11 protein-coding genes and 1 riboswitch are annotated in these 25,961 nt (G+C 74.6%); of the genes, 2 read left to right on the top strand and 9 right to left on the bottom strand.

Going from position 1 to position 25,961, the window contains the following annotated elements:
* Nucleotides 1–2 precede the first annotated feature (2 nt).
* Nucleotides 3–1,502, bottom strand: coding sequence for an NAD(P)/FAD-dependent oxidoreductase (locus FRANEAN1_RS27670; RefSeq protein WP_020463061.1), 1,500 nt, complete (start codon nucleotides 1,500–1,502; stop codon nucleotides 3–5).
* 197 nt (nucleotides 1,503–1,699) lie between these two features.
* On the opposite strand from FRANEAN1_RS27670, the gene gnd reads away from it, so the two are divergent.
* Nucleotides 1,700–2,722, top strand: a complete 1,023-nt coding sequence (gene gnd, locus FRANEAN1_RS27675) for a phosphogluconate dehydrogenase (NAD(+)-dependent, decarboxylating) (protein WP_020463062.1) — start codon at nucleotides 1,700–1,702, stop codon at nucleotides 2,720–2,722.
* A 144-nt stretch (nucleotides 2,723–2,866) separates the two neighbouring features.
* Here the strand turns inward: gnd and FRANEAN1_RS27680 are convergent, their stop codons facing one another.
* Nucleotides 2,867–3,808 carry a hypothetical protein gene (locus FRANEAN1_RS27680; protein WP_020463063.1) on the bottom strand — a complete coding sequence of 314 codons (942 nt, stop codon included), beginning with the start codon at nucleotides 3,806–3,808 and terminating at the stop codon, nucleotides 2,867–2,869.
* Between the two features lie 343 nt (nucleotides 3,809–4,151).
* Nucleotides 4,152–5,126, bottom strand: coding sequence for a hypothetical protein (locus tag FRANEAN1_RS37875; protein WP_198145383.1), 975 nt, complete (start codon nucleotides 5,124–5,126; stop codon nucleotides 4,152–4,154).
* Nucleotides 5,127–5,175: 49 nt separating this feature from the next.
* Nucleotides 5,176–5,295: riboswitch (TPP riboswitch) on the top strand.
* A 144-nt stretch (nucleotides 5,296–5,439) separates the two neighbouring features.
* Here FRANEAN1_RS37875 and thiC point away from each other — a divergent pair.
* Complete coding sequence (thiC, locus tag FRANEAN1_RS27690; RefSeq protein WP_347177262.1) at nucleotides 5,440–7,110, top strand: phosphomethylpyrimidine synthase ThiC; 1,671 nt, start codon at nucleotides 5,440–5,442, stop codon at nucleotides 7,108–7,110.
* Nucleotides 7,111–7,166: 56 nt separating this feature from the next.
* On the opposite strand, the gene FRANEAN1_RS27695 is transcribed toward thiC, so the two are convergent.
* The 6 genes from FRANEAN1_RS27695 to FRANEAN1_RS27720 all read right to left on the bottom strand — a co-directional run bounded on the left by FRANEAN1_RS27695 (nucleotide 7,167) and on the right by FRANEAN1_RS27720 (nucleotide 25,389).
* Complete coding sequence (locus tag FRANEAN1_RS27695) at nucleotides 7,167–9,008, bottom strand: class I SAM-dependent methyltransferase (RefSeq protein ID WP_020463065.1); 1,842 nt, start codon at nucleotides 9,006–9,008, stop codon at nucleotides 7,167–7,169.
* A 96-nt stretch (nucleotides 9,009–9,104) separates the two neighbouring features.
* Nucleotides 9,105–10,295, bottom strand: coding sequence for a glycosyltransferase (locus tag FRANEAN1_RS27700; RefSeq protein ID WP_020463066.1), 1,191 nt, complete (start codon nucleotides 10,293–10,295; stop codon nucleotides 9,105–9,107).
* A gap of 77 nt (nucleotides 10,296–10,372) precedes the next feature.
* Entirely contained in the window at nucleotides 10,373–11,308 is a 936-nt protein-coding gene (locus FRANEAN1_RS27705; RefSeq protein ID WP_020463067.1) for an alpha/beta fold hydrolase, read from the bottom strand.
* A 101-nt stretch (nucleotides 11,309–11,409) separates the two neighbouring features.
* The gene (locus FRANEAN1_RS27710; RefSeq protein ID WP_020463068.1) at nucleotides 11,410–11,748 is read right to left on the bottom strand and encodes an acyl carrier protein; all 339 of its coding nucleotides are present in this window, start codon (nucleotides 11,746–11,748) and stop codon (nucleotides 11,410–11,412) included.
* Nucleotides 11,745–16,946, bottom strand: coding sequence for a type I polyketide synthase (locus FRANEAN1_RS27715; RefSeq protein WP_020463069.1), 5,202 nt, complete (start codon nucleotides 16,944–16,946; stop codon nucleotides 11,745–11,747). Before FRANEAN1_RS27715 ends, FRANEAN1_RS27710 begins: the two co-directional genes overlap by 4 nt.
* Complete coding sequence (locus tag FRANEAN1_RS27720; RefSeq protein WP_020463070.1) at nucleotides 16,939–25,389, bottom strand: type I polyketide synthase; 8,451 nt, start codon at nucleotides 25,387–25,389, stop codon at nucleotides 16,939–16,941. The genes FRANEAN1_RS27715 and FRANEAN1_RS27720 overlap by 8 nt, the downstream gene beginning before the upstream one ends.
* Nucleotides 25,390–25,961 lie beyond the last annotated feature (572 nt).

Consider the following 25,961-nt stretch of genomic DNA (forward strand, 5'->3'; position numbering starts at 1 on the left):
GGTCAAAGGCCGTAGGCCTCCAGCAGCCGCAGCCAGACCTCACTGACCGTGGGGAAGGACGGCACCGCGTGCCACAGATCCTCCAGCGGGACGGCCCCGACGATCGCGATGGCCGCGGCGTGCACCATCTCCTGTGTGTCGTGGCCGACGAACGTCGCCCCGACCAGCACCCGGCGGGCGGTGTCCACCACGATCTGGGACGTCCCGACGGCGTCGGTGCCGCGCACCGACGAACCGGCCACCGACGCCGTCGGGACGGTGACGGCACGGACATCCAGGCCGGCCGCGCGGGCCGTCGCCTCCGTCCGGCCGACGGCGCTCACCTGCGGATCGGTGAACGTCACCCGCGGGACGGCCCCCGGGTCGGCGCGGTCGGCGGCGGGCCGGCCCGCCGGGTCGAGGCGGCCGGTGATGGCGTCCGCCGCCACCCGGGCCTGGTACTTGCCCATGTGGGTGAGCAGCGCACGGCCGTTGACGTCCCCGACGGCGTAGAGCCAGTCCCCGGTCACACCGGTGGCCCGCATCCGATCGTCGACCTCGACGAAGCCCCGCGCGGGCAGGCCGACCGCGGGCAGGCCGAGCTCGCCGGTGGCGGGGGTCCGCCCGACGGCGACCAGGATCTCGTCCGCGGCGACGTGCTCGGGCCCGCCGTCGCCGTCCAGAGTGACCACCACGGGCCCACGCGGCGTGCCCGGCCCACCCGGCTCACCCGGCGTGCCCGGTGCCTCCCTGCGGACGGCCACGGCCCGTCGGCCGGTGTGAACCGTGATGCCCTCGGCCTCGAACGCCGCGCGCACCTCGTCGCCGGCGAACGGCTCCTCGCGCGCGAGCAGGCGCGGACCGCCCTCGACGACGGTGACCTCCGCGCTGCCCAGACGGCGGAACGCCTGCGCGAGCTCGGCGCCGACCGCGCCGCCACCGAGCACGGCGAGGCGGGCGGGCACCGCGCGGGCACCGGTCGCGGACCGGTTGTCCCACGGATCGGCCTCGGCGAGACCGGGGACGGGCGGAATGGTGGCCCGCGTCCCCGTCGCCAGGACGACCGCGCGGGTCGCGGTGAGGACCTGCTCGCCGCCGTCCGGCGCGAGCACCGCGACCCGGCGCTCGCCGACCAGCCGGCCGGCCCCGCGCCGCACCGACACACCACGCTCGCGCAGCCACGGGAGCTGGCCCTCGTCGGAGTACCCGCCGACCATCTCGTCGCGCCGGGCGAACGCCGCCGCGGCGTCGACCCCGGCGCGGGCCCCGCCGACGGCGCCCGCCGCCCCGGGGACGGCCCTGGCGGCCGCCACGACCTCACCAGGGCGCAGCAGGGTCTTGCTGGGGATGCAGCCCCAGTAGGAGCACTCCCCGCCGACGCGCTCGTGCTCGACCACCGTCACCGACAGCCCCGCCGCGGCGCACCGGCCGGCCACCACCTCGCCCGCCGGCCCCGCTCCGATCACGATCACGTCGACCTCGCTGGCGCCCGTGCCTCCGTCGGCGTCGTCGGACCTACTCATGGGCACACCTCTCCGCGTTGGGACCAGCGTCGCGAGGCACCATCTCACCTGCCGCGTCGCGCCCGAATGCCACTGCACCGGGTCGGCAGCCCACCGGCCGTGACCGAGGACGCCCCGAGGTGTCCCGGTGCCGACGGCAGGATGGAGCTCGAGGACCTCACCTTCGACCGGTCCGTGCAGGACCATCGGGAGTTCAGATGCAGCTCGGAATGATCGGACTCGGCCGGATGGGCGCGAACCTCGTCCGCCGGCTGATGCGCGACGGGCACGAATGTGTGGTCTACGACGTGAACCCCGAGACGGTGAAGTCGCTGGCCGCCGAGGGCGCCGTCGGCGTCAACTCGCTGGCCGACTTCGCGGCCGCGCTGAGCACCCCGCGGGCGGCCTGGGTCATGGTGCCCGCGGGCCTGACCGGCCAGACCGTCTTCGAGCTCGCGGAGCACTTCGAGGCCGGCGACATCATCATCGACGGCGGCAACTCCTACTACCGCGACGACGTCGACCGGGCCGCGAAGCTCGCCGAGCGCGGCCTGCATTACGTGGACGTCGGCACCTCCGGCGGCGTGTTCGGGCTGGAGCGCGGCTACTGCCTGATGATCGGCGGCGAGCCGGAGGTGGCCGCCCGCCTCGAGCCGCTGTTCGAGACGATCGCGCCCGGCGTCGACACCGCGCCGCGGACCCCGGGCCGGACGGGCGAGATCGCCCAGGCCGAGAAGGGCTACCTGTACTGCGGCCCGAACGGGGCAGGCCACTTCGTCAAGATGATCCACAACGGGATCGAGTACGGCATGATGGCTGCCTTCGCCGAGGGCATGGGCATCCTGGAGAAGGCCGGCATCGGGCGTTCCGAGGCCGCCCTGCACGACGCCGAGACGGCGCCGCTGGCCCATCCGGAGTACTACCAGTACGACTTCGACATCGCCTCCGTCGCCGAGGTGTGGCGGCGCGGCAGCGTGGTCAGCTCCTGGCTGCTGGACCTGACCGCCACCGCGCTCGCCGAGGACCCGCGGCTCTCCGAGTTCGGCGGGCGTGTCTCCGACTCCGGCGAGGGCCGGTGGACGGTGCTGGCCGCCGTCGAGGAGGGCGTCCCGGCCCACGTGCTGACCGCGTCGCTCTACGAGCGGTTCAGCTCCCGCGGCGAGTCGCTGTTCGCCGACAAGCTGCTGTCGGCGATGCGCAAGCAGTTCGGCGGCCACGCCGAGAAGAAGGCGGAGGGCTAGCGTGGCGGGTGAGTGGGTCTAACAGACCCACTCACCCGCCACATATCTCCCAGCCGGCCCGGCAAGGGGCTGGTTTGGCTTCGGGACCCCGAACTTCGGGGGTCGGGGGCTCACTTCGAAGGACAAGGGCCCAGGCTGCCGGGGTCACTGCTGGCCGGCGGACGCCTCCAGGCTTGCCCGGTCACCCATGATGATCATGGGATGGCTGCTCGGGGCCAGCCAGTGCAGGACGGTCTCCATCGAGGCCTGCGGGAGGCTGACGCAGCCGCGGGTGGGTGTGTTGTGGTCCACGTGCAGCCAGATGTCGCCGCCGGCCGCGGCGCCCAGCGGCCGGGTCGGGTCGGACGGCGGATGCCCCGGCAACCGGTTGTAGTCGATCGCGACCACGTAGTTGAAGGCCTCCCCCATCGGGTCGCCCTCGTAGCCGCCGGCCTGATAGAAGGACGGGCGGTACTCGTAGGGAAGCGCGGTGCCCGGGTCGGCGTAGCGGCCCCCGGCGGCGGTGAGGCTGAACGCGCCCACGGGGCTACGCAGATCGCCCTCGACGTGGTCGTGGGTCCAGCCGTTGGCTCCGTTGCGGCCGGGGATCTCCGCGCCGACGGCTGTCCAGGGGGCGTCGGCGTCCGCGCGCTGCCAGAGCACGACGCGGTTCACGGTTGAGGACTGGTCTGCGCCGGTCACGACGATGACCTGCCGGGTCGACGACGGGATCCGCGACATCATGAGGTCGCCGATGCCGGGGATCGCGCCGCGGGACTGCTCCGCGCCCGGGGCCGGGGCCGCGGCCGCGCGACCGTCGGCCGCCGCGGGATCGGGGTTGCCGGTGGAGTCGGTGATGCGGTGCGGCGTGGCCACGTCGGGCCGCGCCGAAGTGGTGGGAACGGCCCCGTCGCCTGCCTGCGCCGTCGTCGACATGTCCGGATCCTCCACCGAGCCGGTCACGTGCAGTGCTCCGGCGGCGCCGACCACCAGTGTCGCGCCGACCGCGGCCATCCCGATCGCGACGGTCTGCGCGGTGGCGCGGTCGCCGCGTGCGCCCCTGAGTCGGCGGCCCTCGGACCGCCCGGACCTACGGTGTGTCGCCATTCCTCCGACTTCCAGGCCGAAGCCGCGCCTCTCCAGCCACCTCCGCGCCTCCCGCGTCGCTTACCACCATCACATGCGCAAGGGCAGTGCTGTGCGGCAACACACCCGCAACATCGCGGACGTGCCGGTCGCACACGATACGGGCTCGCCGTGTGGAGGCCGCGAACCACTCCGCCCGCCGCGCGGCCCTCGACCGACGCAGGCCCGGCCACCGAGCGCGCCGGTGCCCACCGGCGAGCAGCGTCGGCGCCGGCGCGCGAACCACACAGGCGCCGGTCGACATGCACGTTATCCACAACCCCGCCATCCCTCATGGACACAATGGATAAACAACAAGCATGGTCTATCCATGGCCCCTAGCCCAGGCCGATTCTCCTGGCAGGAGATCGCCGACCTGCAGTCCGGTGTCATCAGCGAGCACGACGCGATGGCCGCCGGTCTCACCCGCGCCGACATTCGCGCGCGGGTCGCCGACGGCACCTGGTGGCAGCCCGCGCGTGGCATCCTCGTCACCGCCACCGCCACCGCCACCGCCACGCCGCCGCTGGTGCAGCAGGCCTGGGCGGCGCTGCTCGCCGGCGGGCCGAACGCGGTGCTCGGCGGGTCCACGGCCGCCGCCCTCGACGGCCTCGTCGGCCACGGCGACGAGGTCATGACGGTGCTGGTCCCGCCCGGGCGCCGCGGCACGCCCGTGGCGGGCGTCGTCTTCCGCCGCACCGCACGCCTGGCTCCGGCGGACGTCCACCGTGCCCGGCTGCCACCGCGGACGGCGCCGGCCCGCTCGGTGGTCGACATGGCCGAGTGGTGCAGCGGGCGCGACGGCGCCCGTGCCGTGATCAGCGACGCCCTCCTGCAGGGCTTCGTCACCATCGAGGCGATGCGCCGGGCGCTGGCGCGCCGCGGCCCGATCAGCCGCCGCACCCTGATCGCCGACACCCTCGACGAGCTGAACCGCCGGACTCCCCGGATGCTGAGCCTCCGGTACAAGCAGCTCGAGGCGGCGTTCGGGCTGCCCCCCGGTCGGGCGCTGGCCACCCCCTCCCCCGACGTTCCGACCGGCCGGCTGGACGTCTGGTACGGGCCGTGGCGGCTGCTCGTGCGGGTCGGGCAGCCCGGTCCACGGCGGCCACGGCCCGCCGGCCGGCGGATCCTCACCGTCAGGGTGGAGCAGCTCTGGCAGGCGCCGGCGGAGACGGCCGCGCTGGTCGCCGCGGCCCTGCGGGAGCAGGTTCCGGCAGAGGCCGCCGACCGGCCGGCCGTGCCGCCAGGGCCGGACGAACCGGCGACGGAATGGCACGAAACGGTACGTGACGAACATGGCGAAGCTGACCAAGGGGGTGGCGGAGGCCAGTCACCTGCCGTAGCGTCGTCCCAGATGCGGGAGCTTCCACCCTGGGAGGCTGAGAGGGCGGCCGGGCAACTGCCGGTGCCGCCGACCGCCTGAACCTGTCCGGGTAATTCCGGCGTAGGGAGTGATCAAGGTGGTGCGTCAGATCCGCCCGACGGATTCCGACAACGCGGCGGCCGCGGCCTCCGGCACGGACGACGGCGCGGAGGGCATCCTGGCCCGGCCGTTCCCCGGGAGCAGGAAGACCTACCTGGTCGGGTCCCGGCCCGACCTGCGGGTGCCGATGCGCGAGGTCGCGCTGAGCACGGGCGACAGCCTGGTCCTCTACGACACCTCCGGGCCGTACACCGACCCGGGCGCCGGCGTCGACGTGCGGCGCGGCCTGCCCGCGCTGCGGGCCGGCTGGATCGCCGCCCGCGGCGACACCGAGGAGATCGAGGGGCGTGCCGTCCAGCCCGCCGACGACGGGCGGCGCGGGCCTGACGGGCAGGCCGGTGACACCTTTCTCGGCTCGGGGCAGGCTCCGCGGCGGGCTACCGCCGGCCGCGCGGTGACCCAGCTCGCCTACGCCCGGCGGGGCGAGATCACCGCCGAGATGGAGTTCGTCGCGCTGCGTGAGGGCCTCTCTCCCGAGCTGGTGCGCGACGAGATCGCCGCGGGCCGGGCGGTGCTGCCGGCGAACGTGAACCACCCCGAGAGCGAGCCGATGGCCATCGGCCGCAACCTGCTGGTGAAGATCAACGCGAACATCGGCAACTCCGCCGTCGCCTCCTCCATCGAGGAGGAGGTCGAGAAGATGGTGTGGTCGACCCGCTGGGGCGCCGACACCGTCATGGACCTCTCGACCGGGCGGAACATCCACACCACCCGCGAGTGGATCATCCGGAACTCCCCCGTCCCGATCGGGACGGTGCCGATCTACCAGGCGCTGGAGAAGGTCGGCGGCAAGGCCGAGGAGCTGACCTGGGAGGTCTACCGGGACACGGTGATCGAGCAGGCCGAGCAGGGTGTGGACTACATGACCGTCCACGCCGGGGTGCTGCTGCGCTACGTGCCGATGACCGCGCGGCGCAAGACCGGCATCGTCTCGCGCGGCGGCTCGATCCTGGCGGCATGGTGCCTCGCCCATCATGAGGAGAACTTCCTCTACACGAACTTCGCCGAGCTCTGCGAGATCCTGCGGGCCTACGACGTCACCTTCTCCCTCGGCGACGGTCTGCGCCCCGGCTCCATCTCCGACGCGAACGACGCCGCGCAGCTCGCCGAGCTCGCAACACTGGGCGAGCTGACCTCGGTGGCCTGGGAGCACGACGTCCAGGTGATGATCGAGGGGCCGGGCCACGTGCCCATGCACAAGATCAAGGAGAACGTGGACCTGCAGCGCGAGCTGTGCCACGACGCGCCGTTCTACACCCTCGGCCCGCTCACCACCGACATCGCGCCCGGCTACGACCACATCACCTCGGCCATCGGCGCCGCGATGATCGGCTGGTACGGGACGGCGATGCTCTGCTACGTCACGCCCAAGGAGCACCTGGGCCTGCCGGACCGCGAGGACGTCAAGGCCGGGGTCATCGCCTACAAGATCGCGGCGCACGCCGCCGACCTGGCGAAGGGGCACCCGGGCTCCCAGGCCTGGGACGACGCCCTCTCCGACGCGCGGTTCGACTTCCGCTGGGACGACCAGTTCAACCTCTCACTCGACCCGGAGACCGCCCGGGAGTACCACGACGAGACACTGCCCGCGGCGCCCGCCAAGTCCGCGCACTTCTGCTCGATGTGCGGCCCGCACTTCTGCTCGATGCGGATCACGCAGGACGTCCGCAAGTACGCGGCCGACCACGGCCTCGACACCGACGAGGCCGTCCAGGCCGGATTGGCGGAGAAGTCCCGGGAGTTCGCCGAGCAGGGTGCCCGGATCTACCTGCCGCTCGCCGACCGGCAGACCCCCTGACCCGGCGGCCGCGGGCCTCCCCGACCGCCATGGCCGGGAGAGTCCCGCGGCCGGCTTCAGCTCTCCTTGCGGGCCAGCACGCGGTAGGTGTTGGAACGCTCCCCCTTGGCCTGCCAGGACCTGCTGGCCCGGTCCAGTAGGGCGGTCAGCAGGAACGGGCCGATCGAGGCCAGCAGCAACGGCACGCGCAGCAGCCGCGGGCCCGGCCCGCTCCGGGCCGGGTCCAGCCACGGCCGGCGCCGCGGCGCCACCCGCTGGATGAGCAGGCCCAGCGCCCGGGTGAGGTCACCGGGGCGCAGCGCCGGCCCGAACTGGACGGCGATGGGGCGCAGCCCGCGGTCCTCCAGCGCGGCGAGCAGGTTGTCTGCCGGAATGAAGTGCAGCCGGCGCGGCACGTCCCAGCCGGCCCAGTACGCCCGCAGCCGCCGCGCCGCCGGGCAGTCCGCGTTCGGCAGCTCGATCATCAGGTATCCACCGGGGGCGAGCGCCTTGACTGCGCCGTCCAGCTCCTCCGACGGGTAGCGGGTCCGCTCGAGATAGCCGAACATGCTGATCACGTCGTAGCGGCCGGCGAGGTCGTCCGCGATCTGGCTCAGCTCGCCCCGGTGGGCGGCGTCCACCCAGCCACGCAGGTAGGCGTCGTCCACCGCGTCGGAGAGGTCGAGACCGCCGAACACGGTGGCCGGCCAGTGGGCCCGGGCGACGTTGCAGAAGTGGCCGTAGCCGGTTCCGACGTCCAGCCAGGCCCGCGGGGTGGTGTAGGGACGCAGCAGCTCGGCCCGGGCCTGGTCGGCCGCGGCCTCGCGGGCACGGGCGTGTTCCGCGGTCTCGGCGGCGAAGCCGTCCCGCCAGTCGCGCTCGTAGTAGTCCTGCCCGTCCGGGGTGATCATCGGGTTGAGGAAGACGTGGCCGCAGGCCTCGCAGCCGTTGAGGCGGAAGCGCCCCGGCTTGCCCATCTCCAGGTCCCGCGAGCGCACCCGGACGCTGAGCTCGACCGACCCGCACCAGGGGCACTCGGCGCTGGTGGCCTCGCGCAGCCGCGCGACATGGCGGGCGCGGGCGGCGTACCAGGCGGCTGTCTCCTGCCGGCGGCGGCGCGCCTCCGCCTTCGCTGGGTCCGCGGGCAGCCCGGCGGCCTTCGCCCGGCGCCCGGCCCGCGCGGAGTGCACAACGAAGATCACAAGGCCGAGGATGCGGACGATCGGGCTGCGGATCAGGTCGCGGGGGGCGAGCGGGACCCGTCCCGCGCAGACGAAGAACGGCTGGAACCAGAACAGCGCCGTCGCGACGAGCGCGACCGGCTGGCTGACCTGGGCGCCGATGAAGGTTCCGATGTGCGGCGCGTACGGCATGTACAGGCTCGCCGGGGTGCACGCGTAGGCCCGCTGCTGGACGCGCACCCGCATCGCGGCGTCGTCACGCGCGGCCTGCAACCCGGGAACGACGGCCAGGTCGGTGGCGGTCGGGGCGTGCCGCTTCAGGCGGGTCGTGATGTCGACCAGTTCGACCGGGCTGAACCCCTCCCGTTGGGTGATTCCGACCCGTTCCAGCAGGTCGGCGTGCACCAGCAGGGCCTGGAACGCGCCCCGGCCGGGCGCCGAACGGTCGGCCCGGTAGGTCCGGGTGTCGACCATCCGGGCCACGTCGAGCGCGCGTTCCACGGTGAGGTCGGCGGGGACGAGGTCGAGCACCAGCAGCCGCTCGCGGCGGGCGTGGTTGCTCGCAGCGCGCCGGGCCGCGTCGGAGAGCCGCACCCCCTCGGCCACGAGGAAGACGTGGGCGGGGTCGACCGGCCGGCCCGACGCGGCGACGGTGTCCAGCCGGCGCAGCCGGCCGCGCAGGCGGATTCCGTTCAGGATGAGCCCGACGCTCACCAGGATGGGTACCAGCAGCAGCACGACTCTCACGCCCCCGCCGGTCGAACAGCCCCAGCCCCAGCCCCAGGCCCGGCCCCGTCAGCGCGCCCGCGGACGGGCGGGCCGCCGGGGCCGGGCCTACGGCAGCAGCTTCTCAATGTGGTCGGCGGCGGCCACGACACCGCCCGCCGCGCTGAACTCGCCCTGCAGCCGCCGCGCCGCGACCCGGTGGGACGGCTCGTCGAGCACGGTGCCGATCGCGGTGGCCAGCGTCACCGGGGTCGAGCGCCCGAAGCGCACCCGCACACCGGCACCGGCCCGCACCACCTGCTCGCCGATGATCGGCTGGTCGTCACGAACCGGCGCGACCACCAGCGGCACTCCCCGCGACAAAGCCTCACACACCGTGTTGTTGCCCGCGTGGCACACTATCGCGTCCAGTCCGGCCATCAGGTCCACCTGCGGCACGAACGGACGGACCAGCAGGTCGTCGGGAACCTGGCCGGCGAGGTCGTCCAGCGGGCCGGGAGGCGCGACGATCACGGCCTGCACCCGGTCGGACATCCCCACCAGCGCCTCCGCGGCCGCGCGCAGGAAACGCCCGCCGGCCTCCCGGGTCACCGTGCCGAGCGAGACGAGCACGGTGCGGCGGTCCCGGTCGAGCCACTCCCAGGGGAACTCCGGGGCCGACCGGCGCAGTCCGGCGGCGCAGCCGACGAACACGTGATGGGACGGATGACTGGCAGTACGCAGCAACGAGGGCACCGAGCAGACCACAGTGAGGTCCTCAGAGAAGCGCAGGTCACCGCGCGCCGCCTCCTCCGCCGGGACGCCGTTCGCGACCTGGAAGTCCCGCAGCCGCTCCGACACCCAGTTCCCGACCCCGGCGAGCACGGCGTAGGGGTCGTCGAGCTCCGCCGACGTGGTGGCGAGCGTGGCCCACCGGATGCCGCGCCGACGGGCGACCATGGCGACCCCGACCGCCTGCTGGTCGGCGACGATCACATCCGGGCGCCACCGTTCGACGACGGCACCGACGTCCCGCGCCATCGAGGCGCCCAGCGGCAGCAGGAACTCGTCCCACAGGAACTTCAGTGACGCGGGCCCGCGCAGCGGCCGGGACCGTGCCTCCAGCTCGGCCCGCTGGTCGGCCGATATCTCCCCTGGCAGCGCGATGAGCGGGACGGACGGCGGGACGAGCGGCCCGACGACGCTCGCGTGGCCGACCAGGGCCACCTCCTGCCCGCGGGCCGCCAGCTCGCCGGCGATGCCCACCGCCGGGTTCACGTGCCCGGTCAGCGGCGGCACGGCGAAGAGAACACGGCCCATCAAAGCCCCCGAAATTCCATTCGTCTCCCTTCCGGCGGTGAGTCAGCCGCACCCTTCGCGAGCCGCACCGGTGACGATCAGGCCTCGGCCGGCGAACCGGCCCGCGCCGCGGACAGCGACGTCGTGGGCTCGTCCCCACTGTTGAGGTTCGGCGGCGGGATCATCTGCCGCACCCAGTCGGGAGTGTCGAACCCGGCGCCGCGCACCTGGTGCGAGGGCATCGGCTCGGACCGCCGGAACAGCCACCACCGCAGCAGGTCGCGCAGGTAGTCGGCCGCCTCGCGCAGCACCATGTGGGTGTGCTGCTCCAGGACGACCAGGGTGCAGTCCGGGACGAGCTCGGCGAGCCCCTCGGCCTGGTCGATGATGTCCGAGTTCGCCCCGTAGACGGCGAGCACCGGCATCGGCAGGCTGGCCAGCGCCTCCGGCGAGAACGGCGGGGTCGCCAGCATGTCCTCGGCGATCGTGGTCTCCTTCAGCAGCGCCTGCGAGGCGCGCGTGATCCGGGAGACCGCGCGGCCGGCGGAGTTCTCCAGCCACTCCTCCACCTCCTCGTCGGTGACGGCCGCGAGCACCTGGGTCAGTGAGCGCGCCATCTCCTCGCCGAGGCCCTCGATGAGGAACGGCGGCTCGATGAGGGTCAGGCTCGCCACCCGCTCCGGGTGGGCCAGGCCGAGCGCGAGGGTCAGCGTCGCGCCGTAGCTGTTGCCCACGACGTGCACGGGCCGGCGCACGTCGAGCGCGTCGAGCAGGCTCTCGATGTCGGCCATCGAGTCGGACATCGTGTAGCCGGTCGATGTCCGCTCACTGCGGCCATGGCCGCGCAGGTCGTAGCAGATGACGTCACATCCCGCTCCGGCCAGGCAGTTGCCCAGCGCGAAGTAGAAGCTGGAGATGTTGTCCATCACCATTCCGTGCACCATCACCACGACCGGCGACTCGGGACCGGCCCCACCCTTGGGCCCCAGCCTCTGCACATGCAGACGGACGCCGTTCGCGACGATCTCAGCCACGCGCTCTCTCCCTAGCTTCGTTCACGAAGGTTGTGCGCGCGGCGCGCCCCGCGCCGCGCGCATACGAGGTCCCCGTAGCCCCCCGCCGACCGTGACCGCCGCTAACGGGCGGCGGCCGGCGTGTCGGTCTCGAGGCTGTCGACGATGAACTGGACGACCTCCCCGACCTTCATGTTGATCACCTGGTCGACGTCCATCTCCGAGAGGAAGCCGACGAAGTCGACGTGGTCCCCGTAGGTCTCCCGGAGCCGGTCGGCGAAGGTCACGAACTCGATGCTCTCGAGCTCGAGGTCCGCGTTGAAGGAGGTGTCCATGTCGATCGACATGTCGACGATGTACTCCTCGCCGATCACGTCGCGCAGGATCTCCGTCACGTCCGCGAGCACCTGGTCGGCGCGGGTCGCCGGGTCCGCGGTCATGGTCGACTGGTCGATGGTCATCGCTGGGTCTGCTCCTTCTGCTGATCGGGCTGCGTACCGGTCCGTGCGCCCGGCCGGTCACCGGCCGGGCTGGTGGGTTGACCGCCGGGCCGCCGCGTGGGCGGGCTCCCGGCCGCGCCGCCCGGAGGCCTCGCGGATCGCTCGATCCGTGGCGAGGTCCAGGCCACGATGTAGCCGCCGGCGGGTGCGCCGCCGGGTGCGGCGACGCGATCGTCGGTTCCGGCGGTGTGACCGCCGGGTGTGGCGGTGCCGGATGCGGCAGTGTGATCATTCGGTTCGGTGTCGGGACGGGGCCGGCCGGTGGTGTCCATGGTGCGCAGTGCCACCCACCACGTCTCGCTAGCCCCCGCTCCCACTTCCGCCGGGGTGGCGTGCCCGGCCGCGGCCGGTGCCGCCCCCGGCCCGCCGTCCGGGGCGGAGACGGTGACTGGAACCAGCGTCGGGGCCGGCAGGCCGGTCGCCTCGGGTGGCGCGCCGACCGGGTGGGCGACCACCCCGCCCGGCCCGCGCGGCACCGCCGCCAGGACGGCGGATCCGCCCGGTCGCGGCCGGCCGACGACGAACCGCCGCTGATCGCCGGCCGGCCCGGTCCCGTACGCCTTCGCGACGGCCTGCTTCGCCGCGGCGAACCGCGCGAGCCAGACCGCGCGGACATCCGGATCCGCGCCGGCCAGTTCGTCGAGCAGGCTCAGCTCGGATTCGGCGAGCACGGCCACCTCCGCGTCGGGCCCGCGCCGTTCGATGCGCTCCAGAGCGATCCCCACGCCGCCGACGTCCCGCGGGTCGTCCACCGCGAGGGCGACGGCGATCTCCGGGCGATGGGCGATGCTCACCTCGGGGCGGGTGAGCTCGGGCAGGCCCGGTCGGGTGGGCACCGTGCCGACGACCAGCCGCCCGGACACCAGATCCGTCACGCCGACCTCGATCGGCCACACCGCGCCGGCCCCGCGCTCCCACCAGCGGCGCCGCACGGCGTCCTTGGCCGCAATCCGCCCCAGCAACCAGGACCGGGCAGCCAGCGGATTGTGGCGGGCCAGCCGCGTCCGCTCGTCCGCGTCGAGGTAGTGGCGCAGCGACAGCTCCCGGGACGCCGGGTCACGCCAGTGCTCGGTGACCACCACCCAGCCGTCCGGCGTCAGGTGGCTCTGCGTGTTCGCCTCCGGCGCCAGTGCCATCGACCACAGGACGTCGTCCTCGGTGAACCGTCGGTCGGTCCAGCCCTGGATGTGCCCCCACAGCCGTCCGCCGGCGTCCCGGATCTCCATGTCCGCGGTGGCGGTGCGGTCTGTCACGTCCCGGATCCGGCCCAGGTAGGACATCCGCGCGCCGACCGGCGGCGGTGGGCCGAAGAACTGCATCGAGGTGACCGAGGCCGGGAAGAGCAGCCAGTCCGACGGCAGGTACTGCATGCCCCAGTAGCCGAAGAACTGGCCGGCGTTGTCGAGCAGCGCGCCGCTGGCGGACGTCACCCGCAGCCAGCCGCGCAGCCCTGTCGGGGCCATCCCGTCGACGGACTCGACGCCCTGGTAGCCGGGCCCGTGGAAGAGCAGCCGGTCGTCGTAGATCGCGCGGCCGGTGTGCGGGGACGGCGACTCGCCGGGGATCACGACCTCCCCCGCCGCGCCCGGCGCCGGGACGAACCCGGTGGCCGTGTCGGTCACCGGCGGCGGCGCCGGGTAGGCGTCGGCGAAGACGACCGTCGCCCGCGTGTAGCCGACGACGTCCACCCGGACCTCGTCCGGGCCCAGCGGCGCGCAGGTGATCGTGACCTGCACCGGCGGCTCGATCGCCAGCCAGCGGGTGGCCCGCACGTCCCGGACGGCCACCACCGCACGCCCGGGCATCAGCGCGCTCGCCTCAGTTATGATCATTTCAAGCACGCCGGTGAGCGGCACGACCGGGAACAGGTCGGACGGGTCGGACCACCCCGGGGGCTGCCGGTAGAAGCAGTGGTCGGCGACCTCGGGCATCGTCGCCAGCGAGAGCTCCCGCCGCACGGTCCGCCCGCCACCCGGCCCACTCGCCGCCGGGGCGGGCGGCGCAACGGGCGCGGAGGCCGTTGCCGGCGCCGTCGAGGGGGGACCGGACGCCCGCGTCGCGACCCAGCGGTCGGTGACGGTGGACATCACCGCTCTCGCGTCCGCGACCGCCGCGCCCAGCTCGGCGAGGACGGCATGCCGCGCGGGCCCGCCGAGCCCGTCGGCCACCTGGGCCGGCGTCTCGCCGACGGGACGTCCCGCGGCCTCGCCGCTGATCCGGGACGGGAGCGACGCCGCGAGGTCCGGCGCGTCCGCCCCGAGCCGGACGAGCGGCGTGCCCAGGCGCAGCCGCACCGCGCGCCCGGGCCGAGCCGGCGCGGCCGTCTGAGGCACCCGGGGCGCCCGCGGCTCCCTGGCCGGGACGGTGGCGGGCTCTGGTCTGGTGTGGCAGGGCAGGACGTCCAGGCGCGGCGCGGCGCCCTCGGCCCACAGCGCGACCGCGACCCGCCGGAGCTGGTCGAGGCCGGACCGCTTGACGGTGTTCGTGACCAGCGACGCGTGCTCGTCCCCCGGCCCGTTGAGGGTGTCGTCGACGAATCCGGCGACGCTGCCCATCCCGACCTGTACGAACACCCGGACGCCCGCGGAGTGCAGGCGCCGCGTCAGCTCCCGGAAACGCACCGGCTCGAGCAGGTGCCGGACGGCCAGCTCCCGGATGTCGTCGTGTCCGGATGGATACGGAGCCACCGTGGTGGCGGACCACACAGGCACCCGCGCCGCGTGCAAAGGGGTGTTGTAAAGGCCGTCCTTCAGGCGCTTGAGGTGCGGCCGCAGGAACGGGGAGTGGAAGCCCGAGCGGAACGGCAGCGTCTGCCCCAGCACCCCGCGGGCGCGCAGGCGGGCGAGCGCGGTCTCGACGCTGTCCACCCGCCCGCAGATGATCGACTGGTGCGGGCAGTTGTCGTGCGAGACCACGATCTCGGGCAGTCCGGCGATCACCTCGGCGGCGACCTCCGCGCCGCAGCCCAGCGCACCGAACACGACACCGGGCACCTCGAGCGAGGCCGGGTCGAAGACCTCGATGAACTCGTCGGCGTAGTCGTCGCTCATCAGCCCGGCCGAGAGCATCGCGTTCCACTCGCCCACGCTGTGCCCGGCGACCAGGTCGGGGACCACCCCGAGGCGATGCAGCGCCGTGTCGAGGACCCGTCCCACCTGGACGCTGGCGACGCCGTGGCTGCCGAGCTCGGCGGTGTCGCCCACCTCCGGAAGCGGCAGGCCGAAGTGGTCGCACACGTCGTCGATCCGCGGGGCGAACTTGTCCTCCAGACCGCAGAACAGGAACGCCAGCCGCGGTCCGCCCGCGGCGTCGGACGCCGGGCGGTCGCCGAGCAGGGGCTCGGGGACGAACCAGAGATCGTTCCGCCCGCGCCAGGCGGTGCCGCGGGCCGCCACCGTACGGGCCAGCGCGAGCCGACGCGGGGTGGGCGCCACCAGCGCCAGCCGGAACGGCCCACCCGCCGGCGGGGACGCGGCGTCGTCGCGCCCCAGCAGGTCGGCGTCCGGGACGTCGAGCTGGGCGACGATCTCGGCCGCCGACGAGCCCGCGAACAGCAGGACCCGCTCGGCCTCCGGGTCGGGCCCGAGCACGGCACCCGTCCCGGCGGCGGCGACGGCGGAACCGACGGAACCGACGGAGCTCACCGGGTTGACGGCGCCGGCGTGGTCGTCGAGGCACTCCTCCAGGACGATGTGCGCATTCACGCCGCCGAACCCGAAGGCGTTCACCCCCGCCCGCCGCGGCGCGGAACCGGACGGCTCCCACTCGACCGCCGTCCGGACCGGGGCGAAACGGCTCCCGTCGAACAGCGGGTGCGGCTCGTCGCAGTGCAGCGTCGGCGGCAGGGTGCGGTGGTGCAGCGCCAGCGCGGCCTTGATCAGCCCGGCCATGCCGGCGGCGGGCATCGCGTGCCCGATCATCGACTTCACCGACCCGAGGCCGACGGGGCTCGCCCCGACCTCGCCGCCGAAGACCTTCGCCAGCGTCGAGAGCTCGGTCCCGTCGCCGGCCGGAGTCGCGGTTCCGTGCGCCTCGATCAGCCCGACCGCGCCGGGCGCCGCCGGGTCGAGGCCGGCGTCCGCCCAGGCCCGCTCGATCGCCAGGATCTGCCCGGAGGACGCGGGTGCCATCAGGCTCGCGGTGCGCCCGTCGCTGGACGTCCCGGCGCCACGCAGCACGGCGTAGACCCGGTCGCCGTCGCGGCGGGCGTCGGCCAGCCGCTTCAGGACGATCATCCCGACGCCCTCGCCCATGAGCAGGCCGTCGGCACGGCGGTCGAACGGCCGGATCCGCTGGGTGGGCGAGAGCGCCCGCAGCAGCGTGAACAGGCTCCAGAACGAGACCTCGTGCACGATGTGCACGCCGCCGACGATCATCGCGCCGGCCCGGCCGCCGGCCAGCTCCCGCACCGCGATGTCCACCGCGACCAGGGACGACGCGCAGGCCGCGTCGATCGTGTACGCCGGGCCGTGCAGGTCGAGACGGTTCGCGATCCGCGAGGCCGCCAGGTTCGGCACCAGGCCGATGGACGCCTCCGGCCGCTGCGGCCCCAGCCGGGCCAGGAACGCGTCGACGACCTGGTCGACGGCCGCGTCCGGGACGTCCGGCAGCACCTCGCGCAGCGTGGTCGCCAGTTGGTGCGAGGTGCGGACCCGCTGCTCGAGCCGGGCGACACCCGGCCCGACGTAGCCGCCGCGGCCCACCACGACGCCGACGCGGCCGCGGTCACCGAGCGTCTCGGCCCCGCCGGCGTCGTCCATGGCCTCGGCGGCGAGCCGCAGCGCGAGCAGCTGGTCGGGCTCCGCCCAGTCGACCGAGACCGGGACGATGCCGAACCGGGCCGGGTCGAACGTCGCCAGGTCGTCGACAAACCCGCCGCGCCGGCAGTAGAAGCCCGCGCCGTCCGGCCGCCGGCCGCCGTCGCGCCGGTCGCCGCCGGGCTGCCGGTCGCCGTCCGTGGCCGGCCCGGCGTAGTACTCGTCAAGGTCCCAGCGGCCCGGTGGGACGTCGCTGATCGCGTCCACGCCACCGACGATGTTGTGCCAGTAGGTGTCCAGGTCGCCCGCGCCGGGGAACAGCGCGGACATCCCGACGATCGCGATCTCCTGCCCGCCCGCGCCGCGGGGGCCGCCGCCGCTGTGGCGGGATGTGTCACCCATCGAACGACCCGACTCCCGCGCACATGTAGACGACCTGGGTCGGCGCGTCCGCGACCGGCTCACCGAGCTCTCGCAGCAACGCGGCGACCCCTTCGCCGGGGTCGATCAGGCCGATGCCCCGGCGGGCGTACTCCCGGGACAGCTCGGCGGACACCATCCCGCGGCCGGCGGCCGTGTCAGTGCCCCAGGGACCCCAGTCGACGCTGACCACCCGGCCGGCGAAGCGCGCCGAGGCGGTGTGCGCGAGGGCGTCCAGGGCGTCGTTGGCGGCGGCGTAGTCGACCTGCCCGCGATTGCCGAACACCCCGGCCACGCTGCCGAAGAGCACAACGAAGCCCACATCGGGCCGCAGCGCGTCCAGTAGGGCGCGCGCCCCGTCGACCTTCGTGCGGAACACCCGGTCGAAGGACTCCGGCGACTTGTCCCGCAGCAGCCGGTCCTCCAGGACGCCGGCGCCGTGCACGACACCGTCCAGCCGGCCGTGGCGGGCGTAGACGTCGGCGACGACACCGGCGACGGCGGTGACGTCCCGCACGTCGATCGGGTGGTAGCGCACCGACGCGGCGACCTCCCGCAGCGCGGCGAGCGTGGCACGGATCTCCCGCTCGGCCAGGATCCGCCCGATGCGCGCCTCGATCTCGGCCGGGCGGCGCACCCCCGTCGCGATCAGGGCCCGGCGCAGCGCCGGGGCGTCGAGCGCACCCGCCGTGGCCTCGTCCTCGGGCGCGTCCGGGACGGGCGTGCGCCCGACCAGCTCGACCGCGCAGCCGGTGGCACCCGCAAGCGCCAGCGCGGTACGGGCCGTGATCCCGCGCGCACCACCGGTCAGCAGGACGACGCCGGACCTGTCCAGCCCCGGCGGAGCGGCGGCGGCCCGAGGCGATCCGGCAGCCGCGGACCCCGGCCCGGCGGTGACCGCGACCAGGTCGGACATCCGCAGCTCGGGCGCGATCCGGACGCCGTCGCGGTAGCCGACGACGACCGGCGCGGCCGGGTCGAGCATCTCCGCGAGCAGGCTCTCCGCGATCCGCCGCGGCTGCGCCTTGGGATGGACGTCCACCAACCTGATCAGGAGGTCGGGCAGCTCACGGGCCAGGGTCCGGACCAGCCCGGCCATGCCGGCGCCCGAGCCCGGGTCGCCGATCTCGCCGTTGCGGCCGAGATCACCACCGAGGCCGGTGACCGCGACGAGCCGCCGGATTCCAGCCAGCGCGGCGGCGCGCAGCGCCGGGAACGCCGCCGGCAGACCGCCCACCGGCCCCGCCGAGCCCTCGGCCGAGGCGGCCCAGAACAGCCCGTCGGCGGCGATGCCGGAGGCGACCAGCTCGCCCAGGGCGGCGTCGTTCGCCGAGATGATGCGGACCTGCGCCCCGGCCTGCTCCAGCAGGGTCGACAGGGCGAGGCCGATCCCGAGCCCGCCGTCGACGACGGCGAACCGGGCGCCGTCCAGCACCGCCGCCCGACCAGCGGCGACGATGTCATCCCAGGACGGCAGCGGAGCCAGTTCGGTGGACTCCACCACGAACCGACGCAGCGGCACCCGCTCGGCGAACACCGGGTCCGTCGAGCCCCGCGGGGCCGAGCGCACCCCCCAGCTCTCCGGTGCCGACGCGGGCCGTGGCGGGGCACCGGCCGGCGCTCCGAGCGGCGCGGACATCACCGGAACACCCGCCGGCACCGGAACGGCCGTGGCCGGCGCCGCGGCGGCCGACGGCACGCCACCCCCATTCCGCGTACCCGGCGCGGGCGGCCTCGCCGCGGCCGTTGCCGCAGCGGTTGCCGGGACGGCGGACGCCGGGACCGCCGCCGACCCGGCCCACGGCCCGCCGGACTGCCCCCGGCCGCCGGCGCCGTCGGCGGACCGACGCTCGGCGCGGCTCTGCTCGGGCACCTCGACCTGTCCGGGCCCGGCCCATCCCGCGTCGCCGCCGGCGCCGGGCCCCACACCGTGGCCGGTTCCGTCCCCGGCGGTGATCGCCGGACCGGCGGCCTGGTCGGTGGACTGGTGCTCCACGATCCAGGAAACGATCCCCCGGACCGTCTTCACCGCCGCCAACTCCTCCACCACCGACTCATCCACATCGCCCGCACCCACACCAGCCAGACCCACCCGGCCCGCAAGCTCCCCCAGAATCTCCGTCCGCTTGATCGAATCGATCGACAGATCAGCCTCAAGATCCAGATCCGGCTCCAACATCTCCACCGGATAACCCGTCAGATCCGCGATCACCCCCACCACCGCATCCGCCACAGCCTCCACCGACAACCCGGCGGACGGCCCACCCGCGGGCGCGGACCCGTCGGCCGCGGCCAGGGGGGCGCTGACCGGAAGCACGGCAGGCGCCGTGCCGGCGGCCTGGTCGGTGGACTGGTGCTCCACGATCCAGGAAACGATCCCCCGGACCGTCTTCACCGCCGCCAACTCCTCCACCACCGACTCATCCACATCGCCCGCACCCACACCAGCCAGACCCACCCGGCCCGCAAGCTCCCCCAGAATCTCCGTCCGCTTGATCGAATCGATCGACAGATCAGCCTCAAGATCCAGATCCGGCTCCAACATCTCCACCGGATAACCCGTCAGATCCGCGATCACCCCCACCACCGCATCCGCCACAGCCTCCACCGACAACCCGGCGGCAGCCGATACGCCCGCCACCACCGCGGCCGGCACGGCGGCGACCAGCGCACCGGCCTCCACCGCGGCAGGCATGGCGACAACCGGCGCCGGCATGGCCGGGGCCGACGCGGCCACGGCGGGCCTGGCAGGCGCGGCGGTCACAGCGGGCGCGGCGGCCGGCATGACAGCCGCCGGGGCCGCCGGGGCCGGCAAGGTGGCTGCCGGCGTCCACCGCCCGGCACCGTGCTCGACCGGCGCGGCCGCGGTGCCACCCAGATACGTCAGCAGGACGTCACGCTGCGCCGCCACAAGATCGCGGCCCGTCCGCAGGAACTCGAGCACGGCCGCGTCGGCGGGGCTGGCGACCGGGGCCGGGGCGGCCGGACGGCTGTCGACCACCTGCTCGCCGGAAGTCCCGGCGGCGGCGAGCGCGGGCCCGGACCCGTTCGGCCCCGGGTACCAGCCGTCGCGGTGCCCGTTCGCGTGCCCGTTCATCATCTGAGGGCCGTCCACTGGAGTGCCTCCTGCCGATCCGCCGGCCACCACTGGGCCGCCCACCACTGGGCCGCCCACCGCTGGGCCGGGCGCGAGCACGCGCCAGGCCCCGGGGCCGTCCTGCCTGCCTGTGTCACCGGACCCACCCGTCTCAGCCATGGCCGGCTCGGTCCCCACCGCCGGCGCGACCGGCGGAACCCGCCGGGCGGGCCGCAGACCACCGGGCAGGTAACCGCCCTGGCCGGTTCGCACATACGCCCCGTCGATCAGCCAGCCCGGGCGCCGCGGCATCCCGTCGGCCGGAACCGTGCGGGTGTCGCGGCCCGCGAACAGGAGCGACGGGTCCATTTCCACTCCGGCCGCCGCGAGCTCGGCCACCGCGAGCAGCAGCCGGCGCAGGCCGTGCTCCCCCGGTGCGTCGGTCGCCACGACCCGGTGCGGACGTCCGGCGAGAATCTTCGCCGTGAGCTGGGAGAGCACCCGGCCCGGCCCGGTCTCGACGAAGACCCGCACGCCGGCCGCGTACATCGCCTCGATCTGCTCGACGAAGCGGACGGGGGCCGCGACCTGGCCGGCCAGCGTCGCGCGCGTGCCGTCCGGGGTCCGCGGGTAGGGCGCGGCGGTCGTGTTGGACCACACCGGCAGCGTGAGATCGTCGACGGGCGTGGCCTCGAGCTCACCCGCCAGTGCCTGGGCCGCGCCGGCGATCACCGGACTGTGGAAGGCGCAGGCCACCGGGATGCGCCGGGCCGAGAGCCCGGCGTCCTTGAGCCGGCCGACCGCGGCGTCGACGTCGGCGGTCGGCCCGGAGATCACGGTCTGGCGCGGCGCGTTCTGGTTGGCGAGCGCCACTCCCGCCACGGTGCCGTCGGCGGCGGGCGCACCGAGCACGTCCCGGATCTGGTCGGCCGTCGCCGACACCGCGGCCATGGTGCCCGGGTCGCCGCCAGCCGCCGCGAGAATCGCGTCGGCGCGGGCCCGGCTGAGCCGGACGAGGTCGGCCCGGTCGTACGCCCCAGCCGCGCACAGCGCGACCAGCTCCCCGTAGGAGTGACCAGCGACATGATCGGGACGGATCTTCAGTCCGGCCAGGATGTCATGGACGGCCAGCCCGGCCATCCCCAGCGCGGGCTGGGCCGCCCGGGTATCGGTCAGTGCCGCGGCCTGGGCCGTCCGCTCGGTGTCGCTGAAGGCGGCCGGGGGGAACACCGTGGCGGCGACGTCCGGGGCGAGCTCCAGCAGGGCACGCAGTCGCGGGAAGGCCACGAAGAGATCCGCGAGCATCCCGGGGCGCTGGCTGCCCTGGCCGGGGAAGAGGAACGCCACCGAGCCGGCGCCGACGCCCTCGGCGGACGTCCCAGCACCGGCCGTTGCGCCCGCGGCACCGGCTTCGTCCTCGGCGTGGACGAACACGCCGAGGCGGGAGTCGGACCGGGGCTCCCGCGCCCGGTCCAGGGCGGCGGCAAGATCGTCCAGCTCGTCGACGACGAAGGCGATCCGCACCGGGCCGCCTCGCTCCTCGGCCGCGGTGCGGGCGAGATCGCGCAGGTGGTAGGGCCGGCCTGCCTCCTCGTTGGCGCGGACCAGCTCGGCGAGGCGGTCCAGCCGGCGCAGCGCGGCGGCGCGGTCCCGGCCGCGGATCACGAACAGCTCCGCCGGCCACCGGTCCAGGCCGTGCGCGGGCTCCGGTGCCTTGTCGTAGGCCGACACGACGACGTGGAAGTTCGTCCCGCCGAACCCGAAGGCGGACAGGCCGGCGTGGCGGCGCCCGGCGGGCGCGATCCACGGACGGGCCTGGTCGTCGAAGTAGAACGGGCTGCTCTCCCGCTCCCAGTACGGGTTGGGGCGGTCCATGTGCAGCGTCGGCGGCCGCACACCGGTCTCCACCGCGCGCGCCACTTTGACCAGCCCGGCCAGGCCCGCGGCGCACTTCGTGTGGCCGATCTGCGACTTCACCGAACCGACCGCGCACTGGCCGACGGCGGCGCCGTGCTCGGTGAAAACCTCGGTGAGCGTGGCGAGCTCGGTGCGGTCCCCCACGACCGTTCCGGTGGCGTGCGCCTCCAGCATGCCGACCTCGGACGGCGAGATTCCCGCCGTCGCGTAGGCGCGCTCGAGGGCGATGACCTGCCCGGCCTTGCGCGGCGCGGTCAGGCCGAGCGCCCGGCCGTCGGAGGAGCCGGCGACCGACCGGATGACGGCGCGGATCCGGTCACCGTCGCGCTGCGCGTCCGCGAGGCGCTTGAGAACGACGACGGCGACACCCTCACCGAGGCTGGTGCCGTCCGCGCCGGAGTCGAAGCTGCGGCAACGGCCCCCGGGAGACAGCGCGTGCACCGAGGCGAAAAGCAGGAAGTCGTGGACGCTGGAATGAGTGTCCACCCCACCGCACAGCACCATGTCGGACGCGCCCGCCGACAGTTCCTTGCACGCCGCGTCCAGGGCCGCCAGCGAGGAGGCGCACGCCGCGTCCACGGTGAAGTTCAGGCCGCCCAGGTCGAGCCGATTCGCCACCCGGCCGGCTATGACGTTCGCGAGCATGCCGGGAAAGGAATCCTCGTCGAGCTCGGGCAGGAGCTCCTCGAGCTCGGCGGGAAGCTCACCGACCCAGGCCCGGTGCGCGGAGCGGAATCCATACGTCGTGGAAAGGTCGGACCCTGATTCAGCGCCGAAGACGACGGAGGTGCGTCGGCGGTCGAACGGCCGGTTCTCATACCCGGCGTCGCGAATCGCCCGGGCGGCGACCTCCAGCGCGAGGAGCTGGCCCGGATCAATGCTGCGCAGAGAACGCGGCGGTATTCCGTAGGCGAGCGCGTCGAACGGGATTCTCGGCAGGAATCCGCCCCATTTGGACGGCGTCCGTCGGCCGGCGTCCTTCACGACCGATTCCGGGTCGTAGTAGAGATTCGCGTCCCATCGCTCGGGTGACACCTCTGTTATCGCGTCGACGCCGCCGACCACGTTGGCCCAGTAGTCCTTCTCGTCGGAAGCCCGCGGAAACACCGCTGACATACCGACGATCGCGATGTCGAGCGACCGCGCCGCCTCGCGCACGGCGGCCACGGACCGCGCGGCGCGCTCGGCCTGGTCGCCGTCGGCCGCGTCGGTGCTCCCGGCGGTGCGCTGGGCCGGCAGCGCGGCGACCTGCCCGGTCGGCCCGCCGGCCCGCTCGGCCGCCCGCTCGGCGACGAGCGCCGTGGCCTGCTCGGTCACCTCGGCGTGCAGCCGGCCGATCGTCGTGCGGTCCGATCGCAGGGCCGCCACCTGGCCGATCATGAACATGCCGTCCGTGGCCTGCTCGCGGGGCCCGACCTCGACCAGCTGGCCCCCTTCGCGGCGGACGCCCCGGCTGGCGATCCGCAGCCGGCCCAGGTTGAGCGACTCCAGCTCGGCCCACATCTGCTTGCGCGCCACGCCCGCGGCCGTCAGCTCCTCGCGCCGGCGCAGGAAGGTGTGCACGAACTCGGACTCCACACACCGGGTGGCGTGCCCGGGTGAGGTCTCCAGCAGCACGGTGCGGGTGGCGCCGATCGCCGCCTCCTGGAAACCGGGCATGATCGCGCCGTCGGCGACCGCCTCCTCGGTGAACAGGTAGGCCGTCCCCATGAGCACACCGACCCGCGCGCCGCGGTCGGCCAGCGGCGCCGCCGCCGCCGCGACCATGGCCGCCGAGGTCGCGTCATGGATGCCGCCCGCGAACAGCACGTGGACGTCCCGGAGTGACCCCGGCTCGTCGCCGGCGGCCCGGGCGAAGGCGAGCAGGCGCGTGATCTGCGCCTCCCACAGCGAGAAGCTGGCCCGTGGCCCGACGTGGCCGCCGCACTCGCGGCCCTCGAAGACGAACTTGCGCGCCCCGTCGGTGAGGAAGCGGTCGAGCAGCCCCGGCGAGGGCACGTGCAGGAAGGTGTCGATGCCGGCGGCCTCCAGCGGCGCCGACTGGGCCGGCCGGCCGCCGGCGATCAGCGCGCAGGGCGGGCGCACCTCGTGCACCGCCTCAAGCTGGGCCGCGCGCACCTCGGGTGGCGCGAACCCGAGGATCCCCACGCCCCAGGGCGAGTCACCGAGCAGCTCGGCGGTCTCCGTCAGCAGCGTCCGGGTCGCGGCGCCGTCCAGCAGCGCGAGCGCGAGGAAGGGCAGCCCACCCGCGTCGGCCACCGAGCGGGCGAACCGCGCCCGGTCGCTGACCCTGGTCATCGGCCCCTGCGCGACCGGGTAGCGCAGCCCGCGGGCGGCCGCGAACGGCGATCCCGGCGCGAGCGGCCGGTGGCGCGCCGCTGAGTCGAGGGCGGTCCGCACGGACTCCCGCACGGCCCGCACCACGGCGCTCGCCGACACGTACCGGTCGGCCAGGTCGGCTGCCAGCGCACCGTCCTGCCCGACCGGGAGAAGCTGTTCCCGCAGGTCGCGCCCGCCCAGCCGCAGTGCCACCGGTCCCCGCTCGCCGCCGACGGTGGATGCCGTGGCCGCCGGAGCTGTTGCCGCCGGCGCGGCGGACGTCAGCGCGCCGTCGGAGGCGAGCTCGCCGCCGGTGTCCCGGAAGTCCGTGGCCGGCTCGTCGCCGTCCTTGGGAGCACCCGCGCCGGCGGGCCAGCCGACCAGCCGGGCGACCGGCAGATCCGGGCGCACGTAGACGCGGTGGCCCTCGATCAGCGCGGTCTCGCTGCCGTCCATGGCGCGAACGGCGGCCGCGATCTCGGTGGGCAGCTCCATCTCGCGAACGAGCGCGAGCTGCGAGTCCAGGACCACACCGGCCGCCCCGCCGGCGATCGCCGCGGCGGCCGTGGCCGGACCAATGCCACCAGCGGCCCACACGGGGGCAACGGTCCCGTCCCGCCGTGTCGCCTTCGCGGCGATCAGGTGCTGTAGCAGAGTGAACGTCGTGAGGTCACCGACCCGTCCGCCGGCCTCACTGCCGCGCGCGACGAGGCCGGCCGCTCCCGATTCGAGCGCGCCCATCGCGTCCGCTACGGACAGCACCTCGACGAGGACACGCCGACCACGGCCGGCCCCCTCGGCCACCGTCCACGGGGCGTTCACCCCGAGCAGCACCGTGTCGACGCCGGCAGGCAGGTCACCGCTGCCGATCGGGCAGCCCTCGGGGACCCGGACCCCGAACGGCGCGGTCGACCAGGCGGCCGCGGCGGCCATCGACTCCCGGCCGCGGGCCGGGTCGAGGCCGAGATCGAGGATTCCCAGGCCGCCGGCGTGGCCGACCGCCGCCACCAGGTGCGGCGCGGGCTCACCGAACGGGCTGACGACGACGACCAGATCCCGGTCTCCGGGCTCGACCGCCACGGGCCTCGGTTGGGCACTGAACGAGCTGCTCATCGGATGCTCCTCCTGGCCAGGCACCACCGTGATGGGCGACGACCGGGAACGGATGCCGTCGGCACCGGCCGGCAGGCCGGGGTCGGATTCGGGCGGGCTCGGCCGGCGGGCGCCGGTGAACCACGGGAGAGATCGCTGACAGACCGCCGCTGATCCGCGCGCCTCGCGGTAGTCCGGTGTCGGCGTCGTGGGGCGATCGGCATATCAGGCAGGTGCAACTCCATATGAGGGACAGAACCGGCGACCGGCCCGGACTCCCCGCCGCCGGCGACGATTCGGTCGTAGTGACTGCGGCCCGGTCCGATCGGCTCACCCGAGGCAGCGAACGTGCGCGAAATACTAGCCCGTCCGGACGGGGTCTCCACAACCAGGGCGCGCCACGAAACGATCAGGTGCCCCCGCTCATCACCCACGCACGCCGGCGAACACGCGGAACGCGGCGCGGCACGCTCCACGGCGATCTCGGGGCCGACCGCGCCCGACGTGTTGTCCCGCTCCACGGGCAGCACGCGTTTCCCCGTACACCCGATGTTCGCCGCGACGATGCCGCACACACGCCTGGAATGGTTACG

This window comes from Parafrankia sp. EAN1pec (assembly GCF_000018005.1).
GTDB lineage: Bacteria > Actinomycetota > Actinomycetes > Frankiales > Frankiaceae > Parafrankia > Parafrankia soli.